The following is a 26,849-nucleotide window of genomic DNA, read 5'->3' on the forward strand; positions in this document are numbered from 1 at the left end:
AATAATCGCTCACTAGCAGCAACGACATTCACTCTTGTAGTACAGTTAAAGCACATTACATGCATAAAAGCCCAACTTTACTGGTACTTGCAGCCGGCATGGCTTCCAGGTATGGCAGCCTGAAACAGTTGGATGCCTTTGGCCCTAACGGTGAGACCATTATTGAGTACTCCATCCACGACGCTGTAAAAGCGGGATTCGGCAAAGTTGTGTTCGTTATCCGGGAGTCGATAGAGCAGGAGTTTAAAGCACTGATGCAGGAAAGGTTGCCGGCACACATACCGGTAGCCTACGTGGCCCAGGAACTTGACATGCTGCCGGAAGGGTACCATGTACCGGAAGGTCGCAGCAAACCATGGGGCACTGCCCACGCCGTTTGGGTAGCCTCCTCCAGCATACAGGAGCCCTTTGCCGTTATCAACGCCGATGATTTTTACGGATACGAGTCCTTTAAGCTGGCAGCCGATTTCCTGCAGGAGAGTACCGATGCGCAGGAGTATGGACTGATCGCGTACACGTTGGCCAACACCCTCTCGGAGCACGGCAGCGTGTCGCGCGGCATCTGCACACAAGCCCCCAACGGGGCCCTAGCCTCCCTGACGGAGCTCACTCAGATTACCCGCACCCCCGACGGAAGTATAACCGTGCAGGACGAGGGCGCACACCACTGGCAACTGACCGGCAACGAGCTGGTATCCATGAACCTGATGGCCTTTAAGCCTTCTGTACTCCCCTACTTCGGGCAGTACCTGAAGGCGTTTCTGGATGAAAAAGGACAGGAGCTGAAGTCTGAGTTTTACCTTCCATCGGTGGTAAACCAGATGCTGGCGGCCGGCACCGCGCAGGTAAAGGTTATCCCCACACCTGAGAAATGGTTTGGCGTGACTTATCCAGAAGACAAGGCTAACACCACCAGACAAATAGCAAAACTTATCGAAGCGAAAGTATACCCGAGTCAGTTATGGGAAAACGCTACACAGCAACACGGTAAAGAAACCGACCAGCAGGCGGACACAAAGCTGCGGGATGTACTCGCGCACTTTGCACTGGAGGGAGGCATCAGCAGCGTCATGCTTTATGGCTCAGGCCATATCCACGACACCTATGCTGTTAAGAACAGCCAACCGGAGTGCCCTGATTACCTGCTGCAGCGCGTCAACCACCACGTTTTCAAAAACGTGCCCCTGCTGATGGAGAACATTGAGCAGGTGACAGAACACCTGCGCCAGAAGCTGCAGGATATACCGGGTGCGCGCCCGGAGGAAGAAGTGCTTACGCTAGTGCCAACGCTGAACAACCAGAGCTATTACCAGGATCCGGAGGGGAACTTCTGGAGAGTGTACCTGCTGCTGGAAGGCACCCGCAGCTATGATATCGTGGAAACGCCGCAGCAAGCCTTCGAAGGAGGCAAGGCGTTTGGCAGGTTCCTGGCGCTATTGGCTGACCTGGATGCCACACAGCTGCACGACTCCATCCCGGACTTCCATAACATTGAAAACAGGCTGCGCCTGCTGGCAGAAGCCGTGAAGCAGGACCCGGTAGGAAGAGTGGCACAGGTTAGCAAAGAGCTAGGCTTTGTGCAGCAGCGCGCCGAGGAGATGAGCACCATCCGCCGGCTTGGCCGCGAGGGCAAACTGCCGCTCCGCACCACGCACAACGACACGAAGTTCAACAACGTGCTGCTCGACAAGTATGACAAGGCCCTCTGCGTGATAGACCTGGACACGGTTATGCCTGGATATGTGGCGTACGACTTTGGTGATGCTATCCGGACGACAGTGAATAAGGCGGCTGAGGACGAAGCGGACCTGAGCAAGATAAAGGTAGACTACGACCTGTTCAAAGCTTTCACGGAAGGTTTTCTGCAGGAAACCAACGCCTTCCTTACCGAAGAAGAGGTAAAGTCGCTGGAGCCTGGCGTAAGGCTGCTGCCCTTCATCATGGGGGTGCGCTTCCTGACCGATTACATTGACGGAGACAACTATTACAAGATTCACTTCCCGGAGCACAACCTGCAACGGGCCAGAGCGCAGTTCAGGCTGGTGGAGGTACTGGAGGAGAACAAAGAGCGGCTGCAGAATACGATTCAGAAAACATCGCAGGCATATAAAGCAGTTGCCGCTGAGCAGCTGAGACAAGAAAAATGAAGCAACTGACGGTTCCGTTCATTCCTGACCTGCCGCCCGGCAGCCCGCTTGACCTGGTAGGCAGCAAACTCGACCAGCTCCCGGCGAAGCGGATTGACTCAGCCCCCTGGGCAAATGGTGGCACGCAGCCTGAGGTGGCGTTTACACTGGCACACGGTGCGGATAGCCTTTACCTGAAGTATAAAGTGGAGGAGGAAAACGTGCTGGCCAGGTACAGAAATACGAATGATCCGGTGTACAAGGACAGCTGCGTAGAGTTCTTCATCTCGTTTGGAGAGGAGGAGGCCTACTACAACCTGGAGGTAAACTGCCTGGGCACCTGCCTGCTAGGCTACGGACCGGACAGGCATAACAGGAAACTGCTGCCCGCCACGGTTATCTCAGAGATAGAGCACCTGGCGCACCTGAAGGTACTGAACCATGGCCGCACCGGCAAAGCATGGGAACTGACCCTCCGGATACCCGCATCAGTGTTTACGGAGCACCAGTTGGAAAATTTTTCGGGGCTGCAGGCCCGGGGCAACTTTTACAAGTGCGGGGATGACCTGCCCGAGCCCCATTTCCTGGCATGGCACCCCATCGAGGCACCTGAGCCGGACTTTCATAGGCCGGAGTACTTTGGGGCCATCTCGTTCGCATAGCATATATGCTTATTTAACAGATAAGAACATCAGCTTAACTAAAACCTTAAAACCATGAGTAGCAACCGCAGAGAATTCCTGAAACTATCTGGTCTGGCTGGTATAAGTATAGCCGGCACAGGTCTGCTGGCGGGCTGTGCCACAGGCAGCGCAGCAGAAGAGCAGGCAAAGTCTAACCTCGACCAGATTGCGCAGCAGGCCAAGCGCAAGTATACGCAACAGTTTAACATGAGCGGCTACAGCGCCCCGAAGCTTGACAAAGTGCGCATCGGCTTTGTAGGCCTAGGCATGAGAGGCCCGGGTGCCGTATACCGCATGAGCAATATTGAAGGCGTAGAAATCGTAGCGCTCTGCGACCTGATACCGGAGCGTGCCGAGAAGGTGAAGCAGCAGCTGCAGGAAAGAACCGGCACTGCCCACAACCCTACTTTATACTCCGGCAAGGAAGACTCATGGAAGGAAATGTTCGACAGGGATGATATCGACCTGGTTTATATCACGACGCCCTGGCACCTGCACACTCCACAGGCAGTATATGCTATGGAGCACGGCAAGCACGCCGCCGTGGAGGTTCCGGCCGCCACGACCATAGAAGAGTGCTGGCAGCTGGTGGAGACATCGGAGCGCACCAAGAAGCACTGCATGATGCTGGAGAACTGCTGCTACGACTTCTTCGAGATCCTGACGCTGAACATGGCCCGCCAAGGATATTTCGGGGAAATCATACACGGTGAGGGAGCCTACATTCACCAGCTGGTGGACCTGAACTTCGACAAGAACGGCTACCAGGACATGTGGCGCCTGAAGGAGAACATGAACCGCAACGGCAGCCTCTATCCTACCCACGGTCTCGGCCCGATCTGCCAGATCATGAACGTGAACCGCGGCGACGTGATGGATTACCTGACCTCCGTTTCGAGCGACGACTTTATGATGTACGAGGAGGCGCAGAAGCGTGCCGAGGGCGATAATTTCTACAAAGAGTTTGTGCAGGACACTTACCGTGGCAACATGAACACCACGACCATCCGCACCAAGAAAGGCCGCACCATCATGATCCAGCACGACGTGACTTCGCCGCGCCCATACTCCAGAATTCACCTGGTGAGCGGCACCAAGGGCATCGCCCGCAAGTGGCCGGAGCAAAAGATCGCCACGGGCCACGGCTGGCTGTCCAAAGAGGAGGTAAAAGCGCTGGAGGAGCAGTACACGCCGGAAATCGTGAAGAGAATTGGCGAGATGGCCAAGAAGATCGGCGGCCACGGCGGCATGGACTTCATGATGGACTGGCGCCTGATCGACTGCCTGCGCAACGGACTGCCACTGGACCAGGACGTGTACGACGCGGCTTCCTGGACGGCTGTTGGCTTGCTGAGCGAGTGGTCGGTAGCTAACCGCTCCAACTCCATCGACGTGCCGGACTTTACTGCCGGTGCCTGGCAAACCAACGCCCCTGTGGATCTTTCGCTGGCAGGCGGCGGCACAACTAACGTGATCGTTAAATCAAACTAAACCAAAGTATAACGCGCTGTCTTAGGCGCAAGAAGTTATACTTTATCTAAAAGCCCCGGCCGCTAACGCCGGGGCTTTTTTTATACTTCCGTTTGCTTACGGCTATACTTTTGCTCATTTATACTTCGCTTACAAGTTATATTCATGTAATTTTATATATTGTTGCGACATAATTGTATGAACCCCGGCTAATAAGGTGTTTGAACCGCTTTTGCTGACTGGTCGTTTTGCAGGCATGTGCCGGAACAAAGTATAAACCTTCCGCTAAAGTTAGTAGCGGGGCAAAGTATAAATTCACAAAAGAGACGCAGAAGTTGAACAAGGTTATTAGGATAAAGGATATCGCTGAGAAAGCGAACGTATCAACGGGAACCGTGGATCGTGTGCTGCATAACCGCGGAAGGGTGGCTGAAGACGTACGCCAGCGGGTACTTCAAATAGCAGAAGAGCTTAACTACAAGCCCAACATCCTGGCCCGTGCCCTGGTGAATAACAAAACCTACCAGGTAGCCGCCCTAATCCCCGATCCCGCTTTCGACAGCTACTGGAAGGCCCCGCAGGAAGGGATTGAAAAGGCGGAGGAGGAACTGCAGCAGTATGGCATGCGGGTATCACAATTCTGCTTTGATCCTTTTTCCGCAGAGTCTTTTGTGAAAGAAGCAGAAAAACTGGCCGCTAAGCCTTTCGACGGCATTCTGGTGGCTCCCGTGTTCTACCGCCAGTCGCTGGCGCACTTTAGCAAGTGGAAGCGCCAGGGCATCCCGTTTGTGCTCTTCAACACGCACATCCCCAACTATGAGCCGCTCATGTACATTGGCCAGGACTCTTACCAGAGTGGTTTTCTGGCGGCCAAGCTGCTGCATTACGGTAACAAAGAGAATGCATCCTTTGTAGTGGCCCACATCGAGGAGGACGTAGCCAACTCCTCCCACCTCATCAGCAAGGAGCAGGGCTTTGTGGACTACTTCGTGACTCAGGAGCTGGAAAGCAAGTATAACGTGGTGCAGATAGACGTGCAGAGCGGCGGCAAGCAAAGTATAACCCAGCAACTGGACAAACTTTTTAAGGATACCCCGGACATCAGAGGCGTTTTTGTAACTAACTCCAAGGCCCACATCATGGCCGATTACCTGGCGCAGAAAAAGCTGCAGCAGGTGCACCTGGTGGGTTACGACCTGATAGAGGAGAACCTGGCGCACCTGAACACCAACCGCATCAACTTCCTGATCAACCAGAACCCGAAAGGCCAGGGCTATTGGGGCATTCAAGGGCTGGCAGACCACCTGATCTTCAAGAAGAAGAACAACCCGATCAAGTACCTGCCCCTGGATATCATCACCAAGGAAAACCTCCACTACTACATCGAGGCAGACCAGTAAGGCTGCAGCGGAGGCGCTGGTTTATACTTGCTCCCTCCTACTCCAGAAACAGCTCTATTACGGGAATCTCCACCTGGGGCTTCTCCACCGGCAGGTGCACAATCAGGTCGTTTTCGCCGGCAGTGATGGCCATGTGCTCGCTGGCGCTGGCATTGGAGCGGGAAGTATACTTTATCTCCGAGCCATCGTGCAGGAACTGCGCATACTTCACCTTGCCCTTATAGCCCGGCAGGTATAAGGTCTTGAAAGGCCACTGCAGCAGGTGCACGTACAGGCGCTTGGTTTCGGGGTTATAGGTCAGGAAGCAATTATCCGGTTTCTGGAACTCCTCGGGGGCCTGGGTGCAGCCATAGATGGCGCGGTTGTTATACTTCATCCACTGCCCAATACCCTCCAGACGCTCCGTCGCCCGCGCATCAAAGTTGCCCCGTGCCGTTGGTCCCACGTTCAGCAGCAGGTTTCCTCCCTTGCTCACGGTTTCAATCAGCATGGCGATTAGCTGGTTGGTGCTCTTCCAGGTGTTTTCGTCGCGGTGGTAGCCCCAGGAGCCGGAGAAAGTCTGGCAGGTTTCCCATGGAACGCGGCGACCGTTATCCTTTACCCATTCCTGCGGCATAAACTGCTCGGGCGTGCGGTAGTCCCAGCCCCAATCCACGTCGTTCAAATCCATACGGTCGTTCACGATGATGTGCGGCTGATGCTTCCGGATGAGTTTGAGCAGGCCTTCGCTATCCCAGTCTTGCCTGCCTTTCCCGTCGGGGCCGGGGTACGAGTAATCCAGAAAGAGCTGGTCTATTTTGCCATACTTGGTCAGGAGCTCGGTCAGCTGGTTTTTCATGAACTGGCGGTACTTGTCCATGTCGCGGTTGCTGTTGGTGGCGCGGGCCTCTTTGCTGTTTCGCAGGGCATGGGTGCCGTCGATAGTAAAGTCGGGATGTTGCCAGTCGATGAGCGAGTAGTAAAACCCTACCTTCAGCCCCGCCTCCCGGAAGGCGTCTAAGTATGGTTTAATAAGGTCTTTGCCTGCCGGTGTGTTGGGCGCTTTAAAGTCGCTGTATTTTGTATCCCACAGGCTAAACCCTTCGTGGTGGCGCGCGGTGAGCACCACATACTTCATGCCGGCGGCTTTGGCCTGCGCGGCCCACTCTTTCGGGTCGTAGAGGTCAGGGTTAAACTTATCGAAGTACCGGGCTTTATACTCCTCTGGCGGAATCTGCTCATAATACTGCACCCACTCATGGCGCGCCGGCACGGCGTACAGCCCCCAATGGATAAACATCCCAAAGCGTGCCTCTGTCCACCACTGCATCCGTTTAGCCTTCTCCTCCGCCGTTTCCCTAGCCCAGGAAGGGGTTGCTTGCTGCTGTGCGAAAGTGGTAAAGGGAAGTATGGCAAGGAGCAGCAGGAGGATGGTTTTGGGGAGGTTGTTTCCGGGTTGTAGCATGGGGTTGTAGGTTAGGTTATACTTTTATACTTGAGCTATACTTTATACTTTCTCTGGCGTAAGCGTCCGCTCGTGCCTCTGTCTCCCCTGCTGGCGCGGGTTTGCAACCCGTGCCTACCTATCTTCTCGGATTTGTAATCCGAGTGGCTTGAAAAGCCATACTTATACTTTGGCTATGCTAGCTGATTTATACTTTCGCTAGCGCGAGCTTGTAGCTCGTAACTTTTTATACTTGCCCAATTATACTTTGCTAGCCCCTGCTTCCTCCCGCTTGAACCAAGCTATACTTACTAGCTACCGTTCATCCTCCAGCCCCACCAACAGCTCGTTTCATCTCCTGCTTTGGTCCCCTCAAGGCCGGGAGGCCTCGCCTTCGGGCATCGCGCTGCTTTCGCTTCCTGCCCTCGTGCCTCGGGCTGCCTCACTTCGCTCGTCACCGGAACCTCTCGAGGCGCTCAACCCAAAGGCTGGGAATCATTCGATAGCCACAGCCTATACTATGCAACAAGTATAGACTGTCCCCTTGAGGACAAGTGAGAACGAGAGTTCGAAACTTGCGAGCAATGCTCAAGAGGGGTGTTAATCGTTAACAGAAATTCCCCTCCATAGATAAGGAAGGGCCAGGGGTGGTTGGGCCCAATACTAAAAGACATCCCTCCCCTATACTTAGGAGAGGGATGAAGTCTTATTTTTCTCGTGACATCGAATAAGGAAAAGCTTCCTCTTTCGTGCCGCGCTGCTTGTTCGGCGTGTTGGTCATCTCAAAGTCCATACTTGCCCCTTTCATCAGCTCCGTGAAGCTCAGCCAGTTTTTGTCGTAGCTTTTGCCGTTGAGGCGCATGCTCTGGATGTAGCGGTTCTCGTCGCTGTTTTGCGATGCGTTGATCACGATCTCTTTGCCGTTCTCCAGCTTCAGGGTAGCCTTGCGGAACAGCGGCGCGCCTAACACATACTGATCGACGGCCGGGGTTACCGGGTAGAAGCCCAAAGCCGAGAACACGTACCAGGCCGAAGTCTGGCCATTGTCCTCGTCGCCACAGTAGCCGTCCGGCGCTGAAGTATACATGCGGTTCATCGTCTCGCGCACCCAGTATTGCGCCTTCCAGGGCTCGCCGGAATAGTTGTAGAGGTAGATCATGTGCTGGATGGGCTGGTTGCCATGCGCGTACTGGCCCATGTTGGCAATCTGCATCTCGCGAATCTCGTGGATCACAAAGCCGTAGTAACTCTCGTCATACACCGGTGGCAGGCTGAAAACAGAGTCCAGTTTGGCAGTGAAATTAGCCTTGCCTCCCATCAAATCAATCAGGCCCTGCACATCGTGGAACACCGACCAGGAGTAGTGCCAGCTGTTGCCCTCGGTAAAAGCATCACCCCACTTAAAGGGGTTGAACGGTTTCTGGAATGTACCGTCCTGGTTCTTGCCGCGCATCAGGCCCGTAGATGGGTCGTAGAGATTGCGGTAGTTCTGGGCACGCCTGGCGTACAGGTTGATTTCCTTCTTAGGTCGCTTGAGGGCCTTGGCCAGTTGGTAGATGGCAAAGTCGTCGTACGCATACTCCAGCGTGCGGGCAGCGTTCTCATTGATTTTCACATCGTAAGGCACATAGCCCAGCTTGTTGTAGTAGGAAGCACCGGCACGCCCTACCGCCGTCAGCGGCCCTTCGTTGTTAGCGCCCTTCAGCATGCCTTCATAAAGTGCCTTGATATCCTGCCCGCGAATGCCTTTCAGGTAAGCATCGGCCACCACGGAGGCAGAGTTATTACCCACCATCACGTTGCGATAGCCGGGGCTCGCCCACTCCGGTAGCCAGCCACCCTCTTTGTAGGTATTGGCCAGGCCTTCCTGAATCTCAGCATTAATAGACGGGTACATCAGGTTCAGGAAAGGAAACAGGGCACGGAAGGTATCCCAGAAACCGGTGTCGGTATACATAAAGCCGGGCAGCACTTTGCCGTTGTACGGGCTGTAATGCACCACCTGGCCGTTGGCATCAAGCTCATAAAACTTACGCGGGAAGAGCAGCGTGCGGTACAGGTTGGAGTAGAACGTGCGAATTTGCTCAGGCGTACCGCCCTCCACGGCCACGCGGCTCAGCTGCTTGTTCCAGGTCTGCTTGCCTTTGGTCTTCACCGTTTCAAAGTCGTCGTTGCCGATTTCCCTCAGGTTAAGCTCTGCCTGCTCTGGGCTGATGAAAGAAGAGGCCACGCGGGCGTTTACCTGCTCCCCTTTCTTCGTTTTGAAGCCAATAACTGCCCCTACGTGGTTGGCCTGCAGTTCCAGGTTATTGCTCAGCACGCTGTCGCGCCAGGTGTGGGTATAGGCAAAAGGCTTGTCGAAAACGATAACAAAGTAGTTCTTGAAGTTCTCCGGCACACCGCCGCTGTTTTTGGTGGTATAGCCAACAATCTTGTTCTCACCCGGAATCACCTTTACATAAGAGCCCTGGTCAAAGGCATCGACTACCACAAAGGCGCTGTCGGTTTGGGGAAAGGTAAAGCGGAAACGGGCTGCACGCTCGGTTGGCGTGATTTCGGTCGTTACGTCGTGGTCGGCCAGGTATACGCTGTAGTAGTAGGGCTTGGCCACCTCAGCTTTGTGAGAAAACCAGCTGGCGCGGCTGTCCTGGTCGAAACGCAGCTTGCCGGTAACGGGCATGATGGCAAACTGGCCGTAATCGTTCATCCACGGCGAGGGCTGGTGCGTCTGCTTAAAGCCACGGATTTTGTCGGCGCTGTACTGGTAGCCCCAGCCGTCGCCCATCTTGCCGGTCTGCGGCATCCAGAAGTTCATGCCCCAAGGCAGGGCAATGGCTGGATAGGTGTTGCCGTTCGAAAGGCTGTGTTTGGAGTCGGTGCCCACCAGCGGGCTCACCCACTCCACCGGGTCTGTCACTTTATCCACCAAAACGGTTTGGGCAGAGACAGAGCAGGTAACAAGGGTGAAAAGGAACAGGAAAAGTTTTCTCATGATAGGTAAGCGAATCAGGATGTTGTATACTTTAGAGGATAGGGTGTTTTTTCGTCCTTCAAGTATACAACATTCTGAATAAAGTGCCGCGCTGATTTATACTTTCCGGTTACAAAGCCCGGTCCAGGTGCACATAGCCGCCGTCCACGTGGATGAGCTGACCGGTGGTATGGCTGGATTTCGGAGAGAGCAAAAAGGCCACGGTGTTGGCAATCTCTGTGGTGGTGGTCATGCGCTGCTCCAGCGGAATTTTCTGTGTAATGGATTTCAGCTTCTCCTCCGGGTTGTCGAACGTGCTAATCCAGGATTCGTAAAGCGGTGTCCAAGCTTCGGCCACAATCACGGCGTTGACTCTTATACTATAGGGCAGCAGTTCCACGGCCCACTCGCGGGTAAGGGCATTGCGGGCGCCGTTGGAGGCGGCGTAGGCAGAGGTTCCGCCCTGGCCGGTCTCAGCCGTTTTAGAGCCAATGTTCACAATCGCGCCTTTGGACTCTTTTAGTGCCGGCAACGCATGATGCGCCATCAGGTAATAGTGCACCACGTTCTTGTGGAGCGAGGCCATAAAAGCGTCGTAGCTGCCCTTCTCCAGCCCTACCCCATCGTTCACGCCCGCGTTGTTCACCAATCCGTCGATGCGGCCATACTTTTGCAGCACCGCCTGCACCGCCTCTTCGCAAGCGGCGGGTTCTGTCAATTCGGCCACCACCTCAAAAGCCTGTCCGCCGGCAGCCTCTACTTCGGCCAGCGTTTTCTGGTTGTCTTCTTTGTTTCGGCCGATGATGACAGGAATAGCACCTTCACTGGCCAGCACCTGCACGATGCCTTCGCCAATGCCCTTGGCCCCGCCGGTTACGATGATGACCTTATCTTTGAGTTCTAAATCCATACTTAAGTGAGGTTGTAAAACTTGGTAGCGTTACCGCCGAAAATGGCCGCCTGTTCTTCTTTAGAGAATTCGGAAAAGTAATCCTCCACAATACCCAGCATCTCGCCATATCTGGCGGCTACCAGGCACACCGGCCAGTCGGAACCAAACATCAGGCGGCTCGTGCCGAACGTCTCCACAATGGTGTCGAGGTAGGGGCGGAAATCCTCTTTTTCCCAGTGCTGCCAGTCGGCCTCTGTTACCATGCCCGATACTTTGCAAGACACATTTTCATACTTACCAAAGGCTTTCATACTTTGCCGCCAGTCAACTATACTTTGGTTTCTGATGTCGGGCTTGGCCAGGTGGTCAATCACGAAAGGTTGGTCAGGGAAAGCTGCCACGAACTCCCTTGAGAAATCCAGCTGGTTGGGGTAGATGAGCACATCGTAGGTATAGCCATACTTGGCCAGCTTACCCACGCCGCGCATGAACTCGGGTCGCAGCATGATGGCCGGGTCCGGATTGCCCTGCAGGATGTAGCGGAAGCCCTTCAGCTTCTCGAACTGCTTATAGTGCGCCAGCTTCTCCTCCACGTCTTCGGCCAGCAAATCCACCCAACCAACCACGCCTTTCACAAAATCATACTTTTGGGCCTGCTCCAGCAGAAAATCGTTTTCCTCCTCCGGCTGCGCCGACTGCACCAGCACACAGCCGTCGAAGCCGTGCTGGTGCAGCAGGGGCTGCAGGTCCCCGGGCAGGAAGTCGCGCTGAATTGCCGCCATCTCGTCGGTTATCCAGCTCTCGCGCCAGGGGTTATACTTCCAGAAATGCTGGTGGGCGTCTATTTTAAGCATAGGCTTTTACGGTTTGCTTAGAAGAGCCCAGCCCGTCGATGCCCAACTCTACCACATCGCCCTCCTTAAGGTATACTTGCGGGTTCATGCCCAGACCCACACCGGCTGGTGTACCCGTGGTAATCATATCGCCTGGCAGCAGGGTCATAAACTGGCTCAGGTAAGAAACCAGGAAAGGAATCTTGAAGATTAGGTTGGCGGTGGTGCCGTCCTGCATGGTTTTGCCGTTCACGGTCAGCCACAGGCGCAGGTTGTCTACATTTTCCAGTTCGTCCGGCGTAGCCAGGAACGGACCAACCGGTGCAAAGGTGTCGTTGCTTTTGCCTTTCACCCACTGCCCGCCGCGCTCCAGCTGGAAGGCGCGCTCGCTGTAATCGTTGTGCAGGGCATAACCGGCCACGTACTCCAGCGCCTCCTCTTCCGACACATAGCTTGCTTTCTTGCCGATGATTACGGCCAGTTCCACTTCCCAATCCAGCTTTTCGGAGTTTTTGGGGATGATTACGTTATCGTTCGGACCGCAAAGCGCAGAGGTAGCTTTAAAAAACACGATTGGCTCCTGCGGAATGGCGGCTCCTGTTTCCTTGGCATGGTCGGCGTAATTTAACCCGATGCAAACAATCTTGGACGGACGGGCAATCGGCGAGCCCAGGCGAACATCATCCGCCACTTGCGGCAGCTTGCCTTCGTTCTGCTGCACGTAGGTCTTCAGGCGCTCCAGCCCGTTGCTCTGGAAGAACTGCTCATTATAGTCTTCGCCAAAGGCTGACACGTCATACTTTACATCGTTCAGCATTACGCCGGCTTTCTCCTGGCCCGGCTCACCAAATCGGATTAATTTCATGGTAATTTTTGTAAGTATACTTTGGCTCTCAGCTTGCGCTGGAGCGGTTTATTTTAGATTTAGAAAGTAAGTTGGTCTTTACCTCCTACACGATAAAAGAAAACTGTCCCCTTGAGGGGACCATAGGGGTGTAAAGCCAGTAGCAAAAGTTATCTGCTAAATTCTAACACCCCTCTAACTCCCCTCAAGGGGAGACTTTAGAATTATAGATTCGGGAACAAGTCCTAATTATTCAGCTTGATAAAGCCGCCATCAATTGGATAATCGCAGCCGGTGATGAAGCTGGCCTCGTCGGAGCACAGGTAGAGAGCCAGTGCGGCTACTTCCTCTGGTTTGGCCATGCGTCCGATAGGCTGCGTTTTGGAGAGTTTTTCGAACATCTCCTCTTCCTGGCCCGGGTAGTTCTTTGCGATAAAGCCATCCACAAAAGGCGTGTGCACGCGTGCCGGCGAGATGCTGTTGCAGCGGATGCTGGCACCGAGGTAATCCTTAGCTACCGACATGGTCATGGCGTGGATAGCGCCTTTGCTCATGGTATAGGCAAAGCGGTCGGGTATGCCCACATGCGAGGCAATGGACGCCAGGTTGAGGATAGCACCGCCCCCGTGCTGTTTCATACTTGACACGGCAGCCTGCAGGCAGTTGTAAGCGCCCTTCACGTTTACCTGATAAATGCGGTCCAGGTCTGCTTCAGAGGTGTTTTCCAAGTTGCCCACATGTGCGATGCCGGCGTTGTTAACCAGGATATCCACCTGGCCTATACTTTCGAAGACGGCCTTTACCTGGTCCTGCTTGCTCACATCGCACGTATGGCAGTAGGCTTTGCCGCCGTTAGCTTCTATCTCGGCGAGTATCTGCGCTGCCGCCTCGTGGCTCAGCTCTATGATATGCACCTCGGCGCCCTGCCGGGCAAAAACAATGGAAATAGCCTTACCGATGCCACTTCCGCCACCAGTTACCACGGCCTTCTTTCCGGTTAACTCAAACATGGTTATTCTTTGTTAGTTATTTTTTATTGGGTTTGGGTTGATGCTTTATACTTTGTCTCAAGCGATATTTATACTTTAAAACAATCTACCATTAAAGCGATACGCCACGCTTCCAGAAAATGAAGTCGTCCTGACCCAGTTCCATAGCTTTGGTATCGTACTCGCCGCTGGCCAAACCGATGATGTACTCCAGCATCTCCTCGCCTAACTGCTCAATCGTTTTCTCCCCGCTGATAACCGGCCCGGCGTCCAGGTCGATGATGTCGGGCAGGCGGGTGGCGAGGCTGGTGTTGCTGGATACTTTCACGACCGGAGAAATGGGGTTGCCGGTGGGCGTGCCCAGGCCGGTGGTGAACAGCTGAACCGTACAGCCTGAACCGGCCATAGCAGTGGTACTTTCCACGTCGTTACCGGGGGTACAAAGCAAGGTGAGGCCGCTGCGGCGCACGTATTGCCCATAGCCCAGCACATCGGTTACCGGCGAAGTACCGCCCTTTTTAGCAGCCCCCGCTGATTTGATGGCGTCCGTAATCAAGCCGTCGCGGATGTTGCCCGGCGAAGGGTTCATGTCAAAACCGGAGCCCACGGCCTCAGCACGGGCAGCGTAATCGCGCATGAGTGTTACGAAGCGGTTGGCTGTTTCCTCATCTACGCAGCGGTTAATCAGTTCCTGCTCCACTCCGCACAGCTCCGGAAACTCACTCAGCACCACCTTGCCTCCCAAAGCAGTAATTAAATCAGCTGCATAACCCACTGCCGGGTTGGCTGAAATGCCAGAGAAACCATCGGAACCGCCGCACTCCACGCCCACTACCAGTTTATCCAACGTGGCAGGCTGTCGTTCTATCCTATTGGCTTCGGCTATACCTATGAATGTCTGAAGGATTGCATCTGTAAGCATCGCCGATTCTGAGGCAGCTTTCTGCTGCTCAAAAATCAGCAGCGGCTTGGAGAAGTTCGGGTCGCGCTCCTTGAGCTTTTCCTGAAGTATACTTACCTGCGCATGCTGGCAGCCCAGGCTCAGCACCGTAATGCCGGCCACGTTGGGATTCACGCAATAGCCCGCCAGTAAAGCGCAAAGGTTGTCAGCATCTTCGCGGGTACCGCCACAGCCCCCGTCGTGCACGATAAACTTCACGCCATCCACGTTCGGGAAGAGGCGCTGCTGCGACGTATGAGCCGGAGCTGCGTCAAAAGTATACTCCCGAAGGTCTTTGCCCTGTTTGTATAGTTCTACCAACTCCCGCACCTGCACTTCATACTTGTCGGTGGAAGTATAGCCCAGCTCTTTCAGGAAAGCGTTTTTAAGCGTTTCGATGTTGCGGTTCTCGCAGAAAACCAGCGGCAGCACCAGCCAGTAATTGCGCGTGCCCACCTGTCCGTCAGCGCGGTGATAGCCCCTGAAGGTGTGGTTTTGCCACTTGCTCACGTCCGGCGCCTGCCATTCGTAATCCTCTGTTTTCTTTGAAAAGCTCTCTGCTGCATGCTTCAAGTTTTCGGTGGTCAGCAGGCTACCGGCTGACAGGGCGCAGGTGGTTTTGCCCACCAGCACGCCATACATGTATACTTCGGTACCGGCGGCCATATCGGTGATGGTGAACTTATGCTTGGCCGCCACCATGTCCTTCAGGGCAAATTCCTGCCCGTCAAAGTAAATCAGGCTGCCGGCTGGCTGGTCCTGCAGCGCCACCAGCACGTTGTCTTTGGGGTGGATCTGGAGGTATGTTTGTTTGGTTTCTGATATCATTGGGTACTCGGTTATACTTTCAAATGGCCTAAGTCTTCATACTTGTGTTCCATAAACGTTATCGAGTCTGTGCCTCGACTGGTCTGAAAAGCCATACTTTATTCTATCTCTCATCGCTGGCGCGAGTTTGCAACTCGTGCCTTTATATCTTCTCGGATTTGCAATCCGAGTGGCTTGAAAAGCCATACTTTATACTTCTGCTAAATTTTATACTTTGCTACACCGCTGTTCCGGACATCCTTATTCGGAACCAAAGTTGCTGTGGATTTCAGAATCCGCGTAAGTCATACTTTATACTACAATTTATACTTTCCATAGCCCCTGTTTCCTTCTACTGGACACAAACTATCCTTGCTAGCTGCCGTTCATCCTCTAGTTCCCACAAGCGACTTGTTTCATATCTTGCTTTGGAGCTCTCAAGCCCGAGAGGGCTCGCCTTCGGGCATCGCGCTGCTTTCGCTTCCTGCCCTCGTGCCTCGGGCTGCCTCGCTTGCACTCGTCACCGGAACCTCTCGAGGCGCTCAACCCAAAGGCTGGGAATCAATTCGATAGCTCCTGCCCCTGCTGTCATCTCGACCTTCGGGAGAGATCTAACTAGAATTCCAGATAGATCTCTCGCGCAGCTCGAGATGACAATAGGAGTAGCAGAACTCCCTCCCCTGTTTTTAGGGGAGGGCCGGGGTGGGGTAATAATTCCCCGCCTTAGACAAGGAGGGGTTAGGGGTGGTTGGACCCGACCCTACAACGCAAAAATCCGCTCCATCAGCTGCCATTTCTCCCCTGCTGCCACGCCGGGCAGGGCCTGCTGGTACTTCCACATCAGCTCTTCCCACTCCTGCACTTTCGGATTGCCGGCATCCATGGCGGCTTTCTGCTCAAAGCTGAAATTCTCGTCCACCTCCATGATCATAAACAGCCGGTTGCCCCACCTGTAAATATCCATATGGCGTATGCCCGCGCCCTTTATGCTTGCCTGTATCTCAGGCCATACCTGCCGGTGATACGCCTCATACTCGGCGATGAGCGCCGGGTCGTCTTTTAAGTCGAGTGTTAAACAGTATCGTTTCATGTTAATGCACTAAAGCTACCTCCTGCTGCTTCACAGCCATATTGCGGTAGGCAAAGTATAAAACAAACAAAAAGCACACGGCCGGCACCAGGTAAGCCACCCGGATATTATAGCTGTCGGACACGCCGCCCATCACTACCGGCAGAATCGCGCCCCCCACAATCGACATGATCAGCAGCGACGAAGCCTGTTTGGTTTTGGCGCCCAGCCCCTGTATACTCAGCGAGAAAATGGTCGGGAACATGATAGACATGAAGAACTGCACCCCCATCAGGGCATAGATAGACACGTAGCCGCTGGCCGCCACGGCTGCCACCGTAAGCAGGAAGCAAAGCACAGCGTAAATCGCCAACAGCCTGGCCGGAGGTATAAACCGCATCAGGAAAGTGCCTACGAAGCGCCCGATCATAAAACCGAAAAGCGCCACGGCCAGCAGCATGGCAGCTGTTTTCTCGCCAACCCCGGCAGCACTGCCCGAAAAGCGGATAAAGAAACTGGCAATGCATACCTGCGCGCCCACATAGAAGAACTGGGTCACCACGCCCAGCATCAGGTTACGCTTCTTGAGGATACTTTCCCCGCTACCCGTTTCTGCTACCTCTTCCTCTTCTTGTATCTCGGGCAGCGGCACCCGCCACAGCACCAGCGCCACTGCCAGCACCACCAGCCCGATGATCAGGTAAGGCACCTGCACGCTGGAAGCCTCCAGGTCGAGGTAAGCAGTTACCTCACTGGCCGGCATGGCAGCCAGTTCTTCGTCGGTATAAGAGGTGCCGGAAAGTATGAAAACGCCTCCCATCAGCGGGGCCAGCGTGGCGGCAAGTCCGTTAAACGATTGGGAGAAGTTAAGGCGTTGGGTGGCAGTTTCCGGTGAGCCAAGCACCGTGACATAAGGGTTGGCCGCCGTTTCCAGAAACGTAAGTCCGCTGGCGATGACAAAGAGGGCGCCCAGGAAAAAACCGAACATCCGAAGTTCCGCTGCCGGGTAAAACAGGAAAGCGCCCACTGCAAACAGCACCAGCCCCAGTACAATGCCGCTCTTATAGCCAAAACGCCTCATAAAGTAGCCCGCAGGCAGCGCCATCAAAAAGTAAGCGATAAAGAAGGCCGAGTCAATAAAAGCCGACTGCACATCCGTCAGCTGACAAGCCTTTTTCAGGTGCGGGATAAGGATGGGGTTCAGGTTGTGGGCAAAGCCCCAGAGAAAAAACAGCGAGGTGATAAGTATAAAAGGCAGGAAGTACCTGTTCTTTTTGGCTGCTTGCATAGGCTGTAAGTATGGTTAGTTATCTAAACGCGTTGTGGTAGTTCCTGCCGGGGCACGCTGCGTGTGGTGCCCCTTCCTATATCAACCCCTCCTGTGGCATTTTAGAGGATTAATTCTTTAATTTAAGTATTACATAATCCGTCACCAACAAAATCGGAATATTTTTGGAAATATATACTAATTTTATGCTTCCTCAGATACTTTGTGTTCGATAACACAGTTTAATAACAGAAGAAGACAATATTTAAAATCACTAGTAAACAACCACCTGATAACTCTTTACAACATGTATTTTAAGCGTACGATTGCAGCTATTGCCACGTCTGCTTGTGTGATGTCTGGGCTACTGTTCAGCCCGGTGCCTGCCTTTGCCCAGGCCACCACAGTGCAGCAGCAAACTGTTTCCATTATCCCGCAGCCTGTTAAGTTAACCCAGCAGAGCGGCAGCTTCGCCCTTAACAAGGACACCAAAATCTTTGTAGATCCGAAAAACGACGAGCTTCGCAAAATCGGGGAGTACCTGGCCAAGAACATTAAGGACATGACCGGCGTGCAGCCGAAGGTAGAGCAGAAAGCGCCAGCCCAGGGCAGCAGCAACTACCTGCACCTCACGCTCAACACCCCGGTGGACACGCTGGGCGCGGAAGGCTATACGTTGAACGTAACATCTGACAACATCATACTTGCTGCCAAGGAGCCACATGGCCTTTTCCTGGGCACGCAGACCGTGCGCCAGCTTTTGCCGGCACAGCCCACCAAAGCCCCCGTTAGCATCCCGGCCCTGGAGGTAGTGGACAAGCCACGCTACCAGTGGCGCGGCATGCACCTGGATGTGGCCCGTCACTTCTTCCCGGTGGAGTTCGTGAAGCAGTACATCGATTACCTGGCCATGCACAAGATGAACACCTTCCACTGGCACCTGACCGAGGACCAGGGCTGGCGCATCGAGATAAAGAAATACCCGGAGCTGACAAAAGTAGGCGCCTGGCGCGACGGTACCCTGATCGGGCACTACAGCGACCAGCCACACAAGTTCACCAACGAGCGCTACGGCGGTTTCTATACCCAGGAGCAGATAAAGGACGTGGTGAAGTATGCGCAGGAGCGTTACATCACCGTAGTACCGGAAATCGAGATGCCGGGCCACGCGGTGGCGGCGCTTACCACCTACCCGCACCTTTCCTGTACCGGCGGCCCTTTTGAGGTAGAGAAGAAATGGGGTGTATTTGACGACATCTTCTGCGCCGGAAACGAACAGACCTTCACTTTCCTGGAAGACGTGATGACCGAGGTGCTGGCCCTGTTCCCAAGCAAGATTGTGCACATCGGTGGCGACGAGGCACCAAAAACCCGCTGGAAAGAGTGTCCTAAATGCCAGAAGCGCATCAAAGACGAAGGCCTGAAGGACGAGCACGAGCTGCAAAGCTACTTCATCCAGCGCATGGAGAAATTCCTGAACGCGAAAGGCCGCACCATCATTGGCTGGGACGAGATACTGGAGGGTGGACTGGCCCCGAACGCGCTCGTGATGAGCTGGAGAGGCACCGAGGGTGGCATTGCCGCCGCCAAGCAGAAGCATTATGTGGTGATGACACCGAGCTCGCATGTATACTTTGACTACTACCAGGGCGAGCCAAGCCTGGAGCCAACGGCTATCGGAGGCCTGGTAACACTGGAGAAAGTATACTCCTTTGAGCCTACGCCAGCAGAGCTGACCGCGGACGAGAAGAAGTACATTCTGGGCGCGCAGGCTAACCTCTGGACCGAGTATATCCCAAGCACAGACCACGTGGAGTACATGGTGTTCCCGCGCATCTCTGCGCTGTCGGAAGTGCTCTGGACGCCGGCTGCCCAGAAAAACTGGAACGACTTCCAGACCCGCATGCAGCAGCAGTACAAGCGCTACGACCACCTGGGCGTGAACTACGCACGCAGCACCTTCAACGTGAAGCAAAACATCACCGTGGATCCGGCACAAGGCGTGGCTACAGTAAGCCTGGCGACAGATGCCAAAGGCCCGAAAATCTACTACACGCTGGATGGCTCCGAGCCAACCACTTCTTCGAAGGCTTACACTGCTCCGTTCCAGCTAAGCAACACAGCTACCATCAAGGCCGCTTCTTTTGACGAGAAGGGCAAAATGCTGGGCAAGGTAAGCAGCCGCGACGTGAACCAGCACAAGGCGTTCGCACACTCCGTAGAACTGAAGAACGCGCCTCACCGCAACTACACCGCTGCCGGCGGACTGACGCTGGTAGACGGCCAGCTAGCTAGCAACAGCTTTACCAACGGCCAGTGGCTGGGCTTCCTGGGCGATGATTTCGAGGCGGTGATTGACCTGAAGGAGAAAAAGCCGGTGAACCGTATCACCAGTTCTTACCTGCAAACCAAGAACGACGGCATTCAGCTGCCGGCACAGGTAGAGTTTGCCGTTTCCAAGAATGGTAAGAAGTATAAAACTGTGAAGGTAGTAACCGAGCTTACCGATAAGCCGGGCGTGTTCAAGGAAGTACTGACGGCAGAGCTTCCGGGCACCAAGGCCCGCTACATCAAGGTAACAGCCAAAAACCCAATGCCAGGTACCGAGCAGGACAGAAGAAAGGCCTGGATTTTCACCGATGAAATTGTAGTAGAGTAAACAGAATTAAGGTTAAAACCAGTGCAGGCCTCATTTATCGAAGTGAGGCCTGCCTTTTTTCTGCCATACGCTCTCCCCTAGCAGATTTATACTTACTTTAGTCAGGCGGTTTGGCAAGTATAGCTTACAGCCGCTGCTACCATCTTAAAACTATACTTTAAAATTCATGTACCTGAAAGCTTTACGAAAGTTCAAAGCTCCTCTGGTGGCGCTGGCATGCATCGCCGCCTCCTGCACCACCTCCAACCAGCAAGAAAGCAACCCCAACACCCGTTCGCTTACCCAGTATGTTGACCCCTACATCGGTTCCAGCTACCACGGACACGTGTTTGTGGGCGCTAACGTACCCTTCGGGGCCGTGCAACTGGGACCAACCAACATCACCCAGGGCTGGGACTGGTGCTCCGGCTACCACTACTCCGACTCCACCATCATCGGCTTTGCCCATACCCACCTGAGCGGCACCGGCATCGGCGATTTGGGCGATATTTCGGTGATGCCCGTGACAGGCAAGGTGCAGCTGGTGAAAGGAAGTATAAAAGACCCGAACAGCGGCTACTACTCCCTTTTCTCGCACGACGACGAAACAGTAAAACCGGGCTATTATGCGGTAAAGCTGAAGCGCTACAACATCGGGGCTGAGCTGACGGCTACCGAGCGCGTGGGCTTCCACCAGTATACGTTCCCGAAGTCTGACGAGGCCAGCATCATCATTGACCTGAAGGAGGGCATCGGCTGGGACTCCCCGACCGAGACCTTTATCGAGCAGCTCAACGACAGCACCCTGGCCGGCTACCGCTTCTCCAAAGGATGGGCCAACGACCAGCGCGTGTACTTTACCGCCGTGTTCTCCAAGCCAATCGAGAAGTTTGAGAGCTTCCAGGTAGTCGATACAGCCGCCTCCTCGCCTGTTCCTGCCTCCAAGGGCCGGATGATTAAAGGCGTGGCACATTTTAAAACTCAGGAAGGCGAAAAGATAAAGCTGAAAGTGGGCATCTCGCCGGTGAGCGCCGAGAATGCGTTTGCCAACATTCACGCCGAAGTGCCGCACTGGGATTTTGAGAAAGTGGTGGCCGACGCTGACGCTGCCTGGAACCGCGAGCTGCAGAAAGTACGCATTGCCACGCTGGATTCGGTACAGATGCGCACCTTCTACACCGCCCTCTACCACACGCTCATCGCCCCGTCCATCTTCAACGACCACAACGGCGACTACCGCGGCACCGACAAGAAAGTATACGAGAAGGCCAACTTCACCAACCTGACCACCTTCTCCCTCTGGGACACCTACCGCGCGGCGCACCCGCTCTTCACCATCACGCAGGCCGACCGTGTGAACGACATGATTAACTCGATGCTGGCCATTTACCAGCAGCAGGGTAAGCTGCCCGTGTGGCACCTGATGGGCAACGAAACCAACACCATGCCGGGCTACAGTGGCGTGACGGTGGTGGCTGATGCCGTGTTGAAAGGCTTTGACGGTTTTGACCATGAACTGGCCTTTGAGGCCATGAAAGCCACAGCCATGGGCAATGAGTTTGGCGTGAATTACGTGAAAGAGCTGGGCTTTATTCCTGCCGATGAGGAAGTGGAAAGCGTGGCCAAAGGTCTGGAGTACGCCATTGCTGACTGGAGCATCGCGCAGGTGGCCAAAAAACTAGGCAAGCAGGCCGATTACGAATACTTCAGCAAGCGCGGCCGCTACTACGAGAACTACTTCGACAAACAGACCCGCTTTATGCGCGGCAGAGTTTCTGAGAATGAGTGGCGCACGCCGTTCGATCCGTTTAAATCTACGCACCGCAAGGATGATTATTCCGAAGGCAACTCCTGGCAGTACACCTGGCTGGTGCCGCAGGACGTGGAAGGCCTGATTAGCCTAATGGGCGGTGAGGAAGCCTTTGCTCAGAAGCTGGACTCGCTGTTCGTAGCGGAAGGCGACATGGGCGAAGAGGCCTCGAACGACATCACCGGCCTGATTGGGCAGTATGCGCACGGCAACGAGCCAAGCCACCACATCACTTATATGTACGCCTACGTGGGCCAGCCCTGGAAAACGGCCGAGAAAGTACGCTTCATTGTGGAGAACTTTTATACTGATAAACCGGACGGATTGATCGGCAACGAGGACGTGGGCCAGATGTCGGCCTGGTATATTTTCTCTACCCTGGGCTTCTATCCACAAAACCCTGCCAACGGTACTTACGTGTTCGGCAGCCCGGCTGTGCATCAGGCCACACTTTCCTTACCGAATGGCAACAAGCTGGAGGTTGTGGCCAACAACAACAGCAAGGAGAACAAGTACATCCAAAGTGTTACGTTGGACGGGAAGCCATACACCAAGTCCTACATCCTGCACAGGGATCTGATAAAGGGCGGCAAACTGGTATTCGAGATGGGCAACACGCCAAGCCCTACCTGGGGCACAGCCAAAGCAGATCGACCAAAATCCGAGCCTGCCCAGTAACCCATAAACTCACCCAATAAGGTATAAGCCCTCTGTAGATTTACTATAGAGGGCTTTATTTTTAACTTTATACTTTGAGCAAGACACAGCCATACTTGAAAGTATAAAATGGACCTGCAGACGCACTATAACACGCTTTGGGAGAAATCACGGGCAGGCTTTGAGGCCGGTAGCTTTAAGCTTGATCCCTGGATTGATAACCCTGCTGACGACAGGCTTGGCATCACCCTGCTGGCGCGTCCCTCCTGTGAGGTAAGAGAGCGCATCCGCGCCTTTCTGGACGAGCTGCAACAGGTAGCGCCGGAGCAGTATTTCTATCCCGACACTGATCTGCACATCACCATCCTGTCTATCATTTCCTGCACTGCCAGCTTCACACTAAGCGCGGTAAAACCAGCGGATTACGTGCAGTTGCTGGAAAGTATAACCCACCACGCCAGCCCTTTTGAAATTGATATCAACGGCATCACCGCCTCCCCAGAAGCTGTCATGGTACAGGGCTTCCCACTGGACAACAGCCTGCAGATGCTTCGGGAAAGTATACGCGCCGCCTTTAGCTCCACCTCGCTGCTGCAGTCTTTGGACCAGCGCTATACTTTAAAAACCGCTCACGCTACGGTACTCCGGTTCAGGGCACCCGTTCAGCAGCCGGAGAAGCTTTTAAGGTTACTGGAGAATTATAGAACCTATGATTTCGGCACCTTTGAGGTGGAGGAACTGGAGGTGGTGTACAACGATTGGTACCAGCGGGCGGAGAAAGTAAAGGTGTTGGGTAGGTTTAAGTTAGGATAAGTGTATTGCTGCTTCTCCCCCGCTGCTCTCTTCTGGCGCAAGCATCCGCTTGTGCCTTTATATACTTTGGCTATACTTCCTGATTTATACTTTCGCTGGCGCGAGCTTGTAGCTCGTGTCTTTTTATACTTTGAGTTGTACTTTCATAGCCGCCGCTTCCTACAACTGGTCACAAGTTATCCTTACCGGTTAAAGTTCATCCTCCAGACTTACATACCTATCGTTTCATCTCCTACTTTCTGCCCTCCTAGGCCGGGAGGCCTCGCCTTCGGGCATCGCGCTGCTTTCGCTTCCTGCCCTCGTACCTCGGGCTGCCTCGCTTGCGCTCGTCACCGGAATCTCTCGAGGCGCTCAACCCAAAGGCTGGGTTAAGGTCGATAGCCACTTGCTATGCAACTTCAGCCAAGTCCCCCTTTGAAGGGGGTAGGGGGATGAGAATCGCCTGTAGATCATTCTCCTCTCTGGACAATGCGATTTCCTTCTGGTAAACTCGCTTGTTATGGCGCCCGCTATACTTGGGCCTCCGGCCCAGTCGGATTACAAATCCGACCTCATAGAAAGGCACGGGTTGCAAACCCGCGCCAGCAAGTGGGGGTGGATTTATACTTTGTAGGGACAGGTCGCGACCTGTCCGCGCGAGAGCTGCAGCTATAAAACTTATACTTTCGCACCAGTAATCACAGACTCCCCGCCTTAGCTAAGGAGGGGATAAAGGGGTGGTTGGACCCGGCACTGCAATCCTGCTAATCTTTCAATCCTGAAGATCCTGATTCAGACAAAGTATAGAGTATGGTCAGCGCAAGTATGGCTTTTCAAGCCAGTCTGGTGGCAAACCCGACGTCATAACAGGACACAAATCTGAAGACTTGCGCCAGGAAAGTTCCGTAATGGAGATAAGTACCAGCAGAAACAAATCGAGCTGCAGTTGGCAGCTCGATTTTATACTTTCCTACAACTTCACCGAGGCCGAGGCGCGTTCCAGCGCCTGCAGCACCTGCTCATTCACATCACCGAAGATAGACACGCCCTTGGCTCCGTTGGCCAGCGCGATTTCGATGCCTTGCTGTAGTTCTTCGTTGCTTTTAAAGTCAGGCAAGTATAAACCGGCGTAGAGCGGGAATTTCCCATTCAGAAAGTGCACGCCTTCCGTCACGGCATCGCCTATCCAGCGAACATCCTCTTTGTAGAAACCGTGGTAAATCATTGGGTACACCGCGTTCAGGTTCCAGTTGGTCCAGTCCTGCCGCACGATGCGGCGGGCTACCTCCGGGGTTGGGAATACGGCGGCCGTGATGGGTTTCTTCTTCTCCTTGGCCACTTCGGCCAGGTGGTTGACGATGGTATTTACGGCGTTGTAGCGGTACAGGCGCCACGACAGGCTGGCTTCCGGGTACTCCAGTTCCTCGATGGCCTTGCCACGCCATGCTTTGAACTTAGTGCGGCACACCTCACAGTAGCAGTAGTCGTACTCTGGCAGCTCTTTGGTCTGCTCAATCTTATAATCACTCCACAGGTTCACCGGCAGAATCACGTCGCAGAAGCGTACATAATCGAGGTGGATACCGTCGATGTAATCTTTGCTGAGGATGTTGCGCACGTCCTCGGCCAGGTACTGCTTCACCTCCTCGCGGGAAGGGCACAGCCAGCGGTAGTACCCCACATACGGCGGCTTGTCGGCACACGACTCGCCCTTGCGGTTCTGGGCATACCACTCCGGGTGCTTTTGCAGCAACTCCTTCTCGCCCCGGTTCATGGTCCACATCCAGCGGTGGGCCTCCAGTTTGTTAGCTTTGGCCGCCCGGAAATGCTTCTCGCTATCCGCCTCAAAAAAGATCCCCCGGATACCTGCCTCGTAGAAGCGTTTGTACTGGCGCTGCAGTTCAGCCTCTTTATCGGCTTTATTGGGCCTTACCCATACCCAGTGCCTGAGCTGTTTGTTTTTAGCTGCTGGCGCTGTGGCAAGTTCGGCTAGAGCAGGCGCAGGTATACTTGCTGCCAGACCGGCTAGCGCACCCGCTTTCAGAAAGGATCTTCTTGTTTTCATTGTAAGCCTTTTATCGTTTGTACAAATCCGTTTTCGTTGATGCTCCATACTTTGCCGTCGGGCCCTTGTATGGCGGCCATGAACTGCAGCGTGCCCGCCTCCAGTTTCAGCTGGTTTGCCTTGCCTTCCACCTCCACCTTGCCGTTTTTCAGGCCCAGCTCTTTCAAGGATTTACTGTAGCGTCCGTGCTTCCCAAAATACTCTTTCTGGCGGTAATACACCAGCCACAGGTACTGTTTCTGCATCTCGGCGTACGGCATGGTGAAATTTATACTTTGCTCACCGGAAGGCTGCTGGCTGAAGTATAAATATCCCCAACGCTCGGGCAGGTGCATGTTAATCACCCCTTGCGGCGACCACACCCAGTTATACTCCGGCAACGGCTTTCCGTCCTCACCTTTGCGCTTTACATACTTTCCGTCTACCACATCCACATCCCACTGCACCCGCGAGAAGTTGATGCGCCACAGCGTGCCTTCGGTGGGTACACGTGTAACATTCCCTAGCGTTACCGAGCGGAACGGGATAGCCATTTCCACCGTCCAACCTTCGTCGGTATCGGTCGGGTCGTTGAGGGTGCCCTGCACCTGCACTGCCGACTTCAGCCCATGCAAATCCCAGGCAATCAGGGCGCCGTTGTTGTTGCGGTAAGGCTTAGAGAGGAACAGGTCGAAAATGGTGTTCAGCGCGTTCACCTCCACCTCAAAATACTGGTGCGTGTCGTTATCTGGGTCGATGAATACTTCGAAATCGTTGTCGTAGAACACCACTTCGTCGTGCTTCGTCAGGTTAGCCCAAACGTGCGGCTCTTTCATCTCGGCGGCAATGTATAAATGCTCGTTATCCCAGGCCATTTTCACACGCGTCTCATAGGTTGGCGCCGGTTTTAAGTCACCTTCTATGTCGGTGAACAAATCGGTCCAGGCAGCTTGCTGCCATACCTTGTCGTTGAGGTGGCCGTCTATATTGGGGGCCTCCTTTGTGAAGTGGGTAACGTAATGTTTCGGTTCTGTGAACAGGTGCTCCAGCCCAGCAAACGGAGAGGCCGTTTTAGCCTTTCGCTTCGCTTTCGCGGAGGGATTATCTTCTGCCTGCGCGGCCAGTACGGCAAAAAGTACCAGCCAAAGGGTGAGGTAATGCTTTATCATATGTAAGGTATAAAAGCGTCTCCCT

The 26,849-nt window shown here is 54.2% G+C and carries 18 protein-coding genes; 7 read left to right on the plus strand and 11 right to left on the minus strand.

All coding sequences use genetic code 11. From position 1 onward, the window contains the following. The first annotated feature begins 59 nt into the window (after nucleotides 1-59). The 4 genes from BM040_RS21915 to BM040_RS07060 all read left to right on the plus strand — a co-directional run bounded on the left by BM040_RS21915 (nucleotide 60) and on the right by BM040_RS07060 (nucleotide 5,679). The gene (locus BM040_RS21915; RefSeq protein ID WP_217646722.1) at nucleotides 60-2,147 is read left to right on the plus strand and encodes a phosphotransferase; all 2,088 of its coding nucleotides are present in this window, start codon (nucleotides 60-62) and stop codon (nucleotides 2,145-2,147) included. Beyond that, on the plus strand, nucleotides 2,144-2,788 hold the full coding sequence (locus tag BM040_RS07050) for a carbohydrate-binding family 9-like protein (protein WP_092099805.1): 645 nt from the start codon (nucleotides 2,144-2,146) through the stop codon (nucleotides 2,786-2,788). Before BM040_RS21915 ends, BM040_RS07050 begins: the two co-directional genes overlap by 4 nt. Nucleotides 2,789-2,842: 54 nt before the next feature. Then, a complete protein-coding gene (locus tag BM040_RS07055; RefSeq protein WP_092099806.1) occupies nucleotides 2,843-4,300 on the plus strand; it encodes a Gfo/Idh/MocA family protein in 1,458 nt (485 codons plus the stop codon). Nucleotides 4,301-4,614: 314 nt separating this feature from the next. Then, nucleotides 4,615-5,679 carry a LacI family DNA-binding transcriptional regulator gene (locus BM040_RS07060; RefSeq protein WP_092099807.1) on the plus strand — a complete coding sequence of 355 codons (1,065 nt, stop codon included), beginning with the start codon at nucleotides 4,615-4,617 and terminating at the stop codon, nucleotides 5,677-5,679. 37 nt (nucleotides 5,680-5,716) lie between these two features. Here the strand turns inward: BM040_RS07060 and BM040_RS07065 are convergent, their stop codons facing one another. The 9 genes from BM040_RS07065 to fucP form a co-directional block, all read right to left on the minus strand. After that, complete coding sequence (locus BM040_RS07065; protein WP_092099808.1) at nucleotides 5,717-7,123, minus strand: alpha-L-fucosidase; 1,407 nt, start codon at nucleotides 7,121-7,123, stop codon at nucleotides 5,717-5,719. A gap of 685 nt (nucleotides 7,124-7,808) precedes the next feature. Next, on the minus strand, nucleotides 7,809-10,094 hold the full coding sequence (locus BM040_RS07070; protein ID WP_092099809.1) for a GH92 family glycosyl hydrolase: 2,286 nt from the start codon (nucleotides 10,092-10,094) through the stop codon (nucleotides 7,809-7,811). A 109-nt stretch (nucleotides 10,095-10,203) separates the two neighbouring features. Further along, nucleotides 10,204-10,983 carry an L-fucose dehydrogenase gene (locus BM040_RS07075; RefSeq protein ID WP_092099810.1) on the minus strand — a complete coding sequence of 260 codons (780 nt, stop codon included), beginning with the start codon at nucleotides 10,981-10,983 and terminating at the stop codon, nucleotides 10,204-10,206. A 2-nt stretch (nucleotides 10,984-10,985) separates the two neighbouring features. Next, nucleotides 10,986-11,819: an amidohydrolase family protein gene (locus tag BM040_RS07080; protein ID WP_092099811.1), complete on the minus strand. Its 834-nt coding sequence runs from the start codon at nucleotides 11,817-11,819 to the stop codon at nucleotides 10,986-10,988. Beyond that, on the minus strand, nucleotides 11,812-12,663 hold the full coding sequence (locus BM040_RS07085) for a fumarylacetoacetate hydrolase family protein (protein ID WP_092099812.1): 852 nt from the start codon (nucleotides 12,661-12,663) through the stop codon (nucleotides 11,812-11,814). Before BM040_RS07085 ends, BM040_RS07080 begins: the two co-directional genes overlap by 8 nt. A 224-nt stretch (nucleotides 12,664-12,887) precedes the next feature. Further along, a complete protein-coding gene (locus BM040_RS07090) occupies nucleotides 12,888-13,652 on the minus strand; it encodes an SDR family NAD(P)-dependent oxidoreductase (RefSeq protein WP_092099813.1) in 765 nt (254 codons plus the stop codon). Between the two features lie 91 nt (nucleotides 13,653-13,743). After that, nucleotides 13,744-15,399, minus strand: coding sequence for a UxaA family hydrolase (locus BM040_RS07095; RefSeq protein WP_092099814.1), 1,656 nt, complete (start codon nucleotides 15,397-15,399; stop codon nucleotides 13,744-13,746). Nucleotides 15,400-16,138: 739 nt separating this feature from the next. Then, a complete protein-coding gene (locus BM040_RS07100; RefSeq protein WP_092099815.1) occupies nucleotides 16,139-16,468 on the minus strand; it encodes an L-rhamnose mutarotase in 330 nt (109 codons plus the stop codon). Nucleotide 16,469: 1 nt separating this feature from the next. Next, entirely contained in the window at nucleotides 16,470-17,735 is a 1,266-nt protein-coding gene (gene fucP / locus BM040_RS07105; protein ID WP_092099816.1) for an L-fucose:H+ symporter permease, read from the minus strand. 286 nt (nucleotides 17,736-18,021) lie between these two features. Here fucP and BM040_RS07110 point away from each other — a divergent pair, with 286 nt between their 5' ends. From BM040_RS07110 to BM040_RS07120, 3 genes are all read left to right on the plus strand, one after another. Next, on the plus strand, nucleotides 18,022-20,373 hold the full coding sequence (locus tag BM040_RS07110) for a glycoside hydrolase family 20 protein (protein ID WP_092099817.1): 2,352 nt from the start codon (nucleotides 18,022-18,024) through the stop codon (nucleotides 20,371-20,373). 166 nt (nucleotides 20,374-20,539) lie between these two features. Further along, entirely contained in the window at nucleotides 20,540-22,840 is a 2,301-nt protein-coding gene (locus BM040_RS07115; RefSeq protein ID WP_092099818.1) for a GH92 family glycosyl hydrolase, read from the plus strand. Between the two features lie 108 nt (nucleotides 22,841-22,948). After that, nucleotides 22,949-23,632 (plus strand): 2'-5' RNA ligase family protein, encoded by a 684-nt coding sequence (locus BM040_RS07120; RefSeq protein WP_092099819.1) that lies wholly within the window; start codon nucleotides 22,949-22,951, stop codon nucleotides 23,630-23,632. 949 nt (nucleotides 23,633-24,581) lie between these two features. On the opposite strand, the gene BM040_RS07130 is transcribed toward BM040_RS07120, so the two are convergent. Together BM040_RS07130 and BM040_RS07135 are read right to left on the minus strand one after the other, a co-directional pair. After that, on the minus strand, nucleotides 24,582-25,676 hold the full coding sequence (locus BM040_RS07130) for a family 10 glycosylhydrolase (protein ID WP_092099821.1): 1,095 nt from the start codon (nucleotides 25,674-25,676) through the stop codon (nucleotides 24,582-24,584). Further along, nucleotides 25,673-26,824 carry a carbohydrate-binding family 9-like protein gene (locus BM040_RS07135; RefSeq protein ID WP_092099822.1) on the minus strand — a complete coding sequence of 384 codons (1,152 nt, stop codon included), beginning with the start codon at nucleotides 26,822-26,824 and terminating at the stop codon, nucleotides 25,673-25,675. The genes BM040_RS07130 and BM040_RS07135 overlap by 4 nt, the downstream gene beginning before the upstream one ends. Between the last annotated feature and the right edge of the window lie 25 nt (nucleotides 26,825-26,849).

This window comes from Pontibacter chinhatensis (assembly GCF_900113285.1).
GTDB classification, from domain to species: domain Bacteria; phylum Bacteroidota; class Bacteroidia; order Cytophagales; family Hymenobacteraceae; genus Pontibacter; species Pontibacter chinhatensis.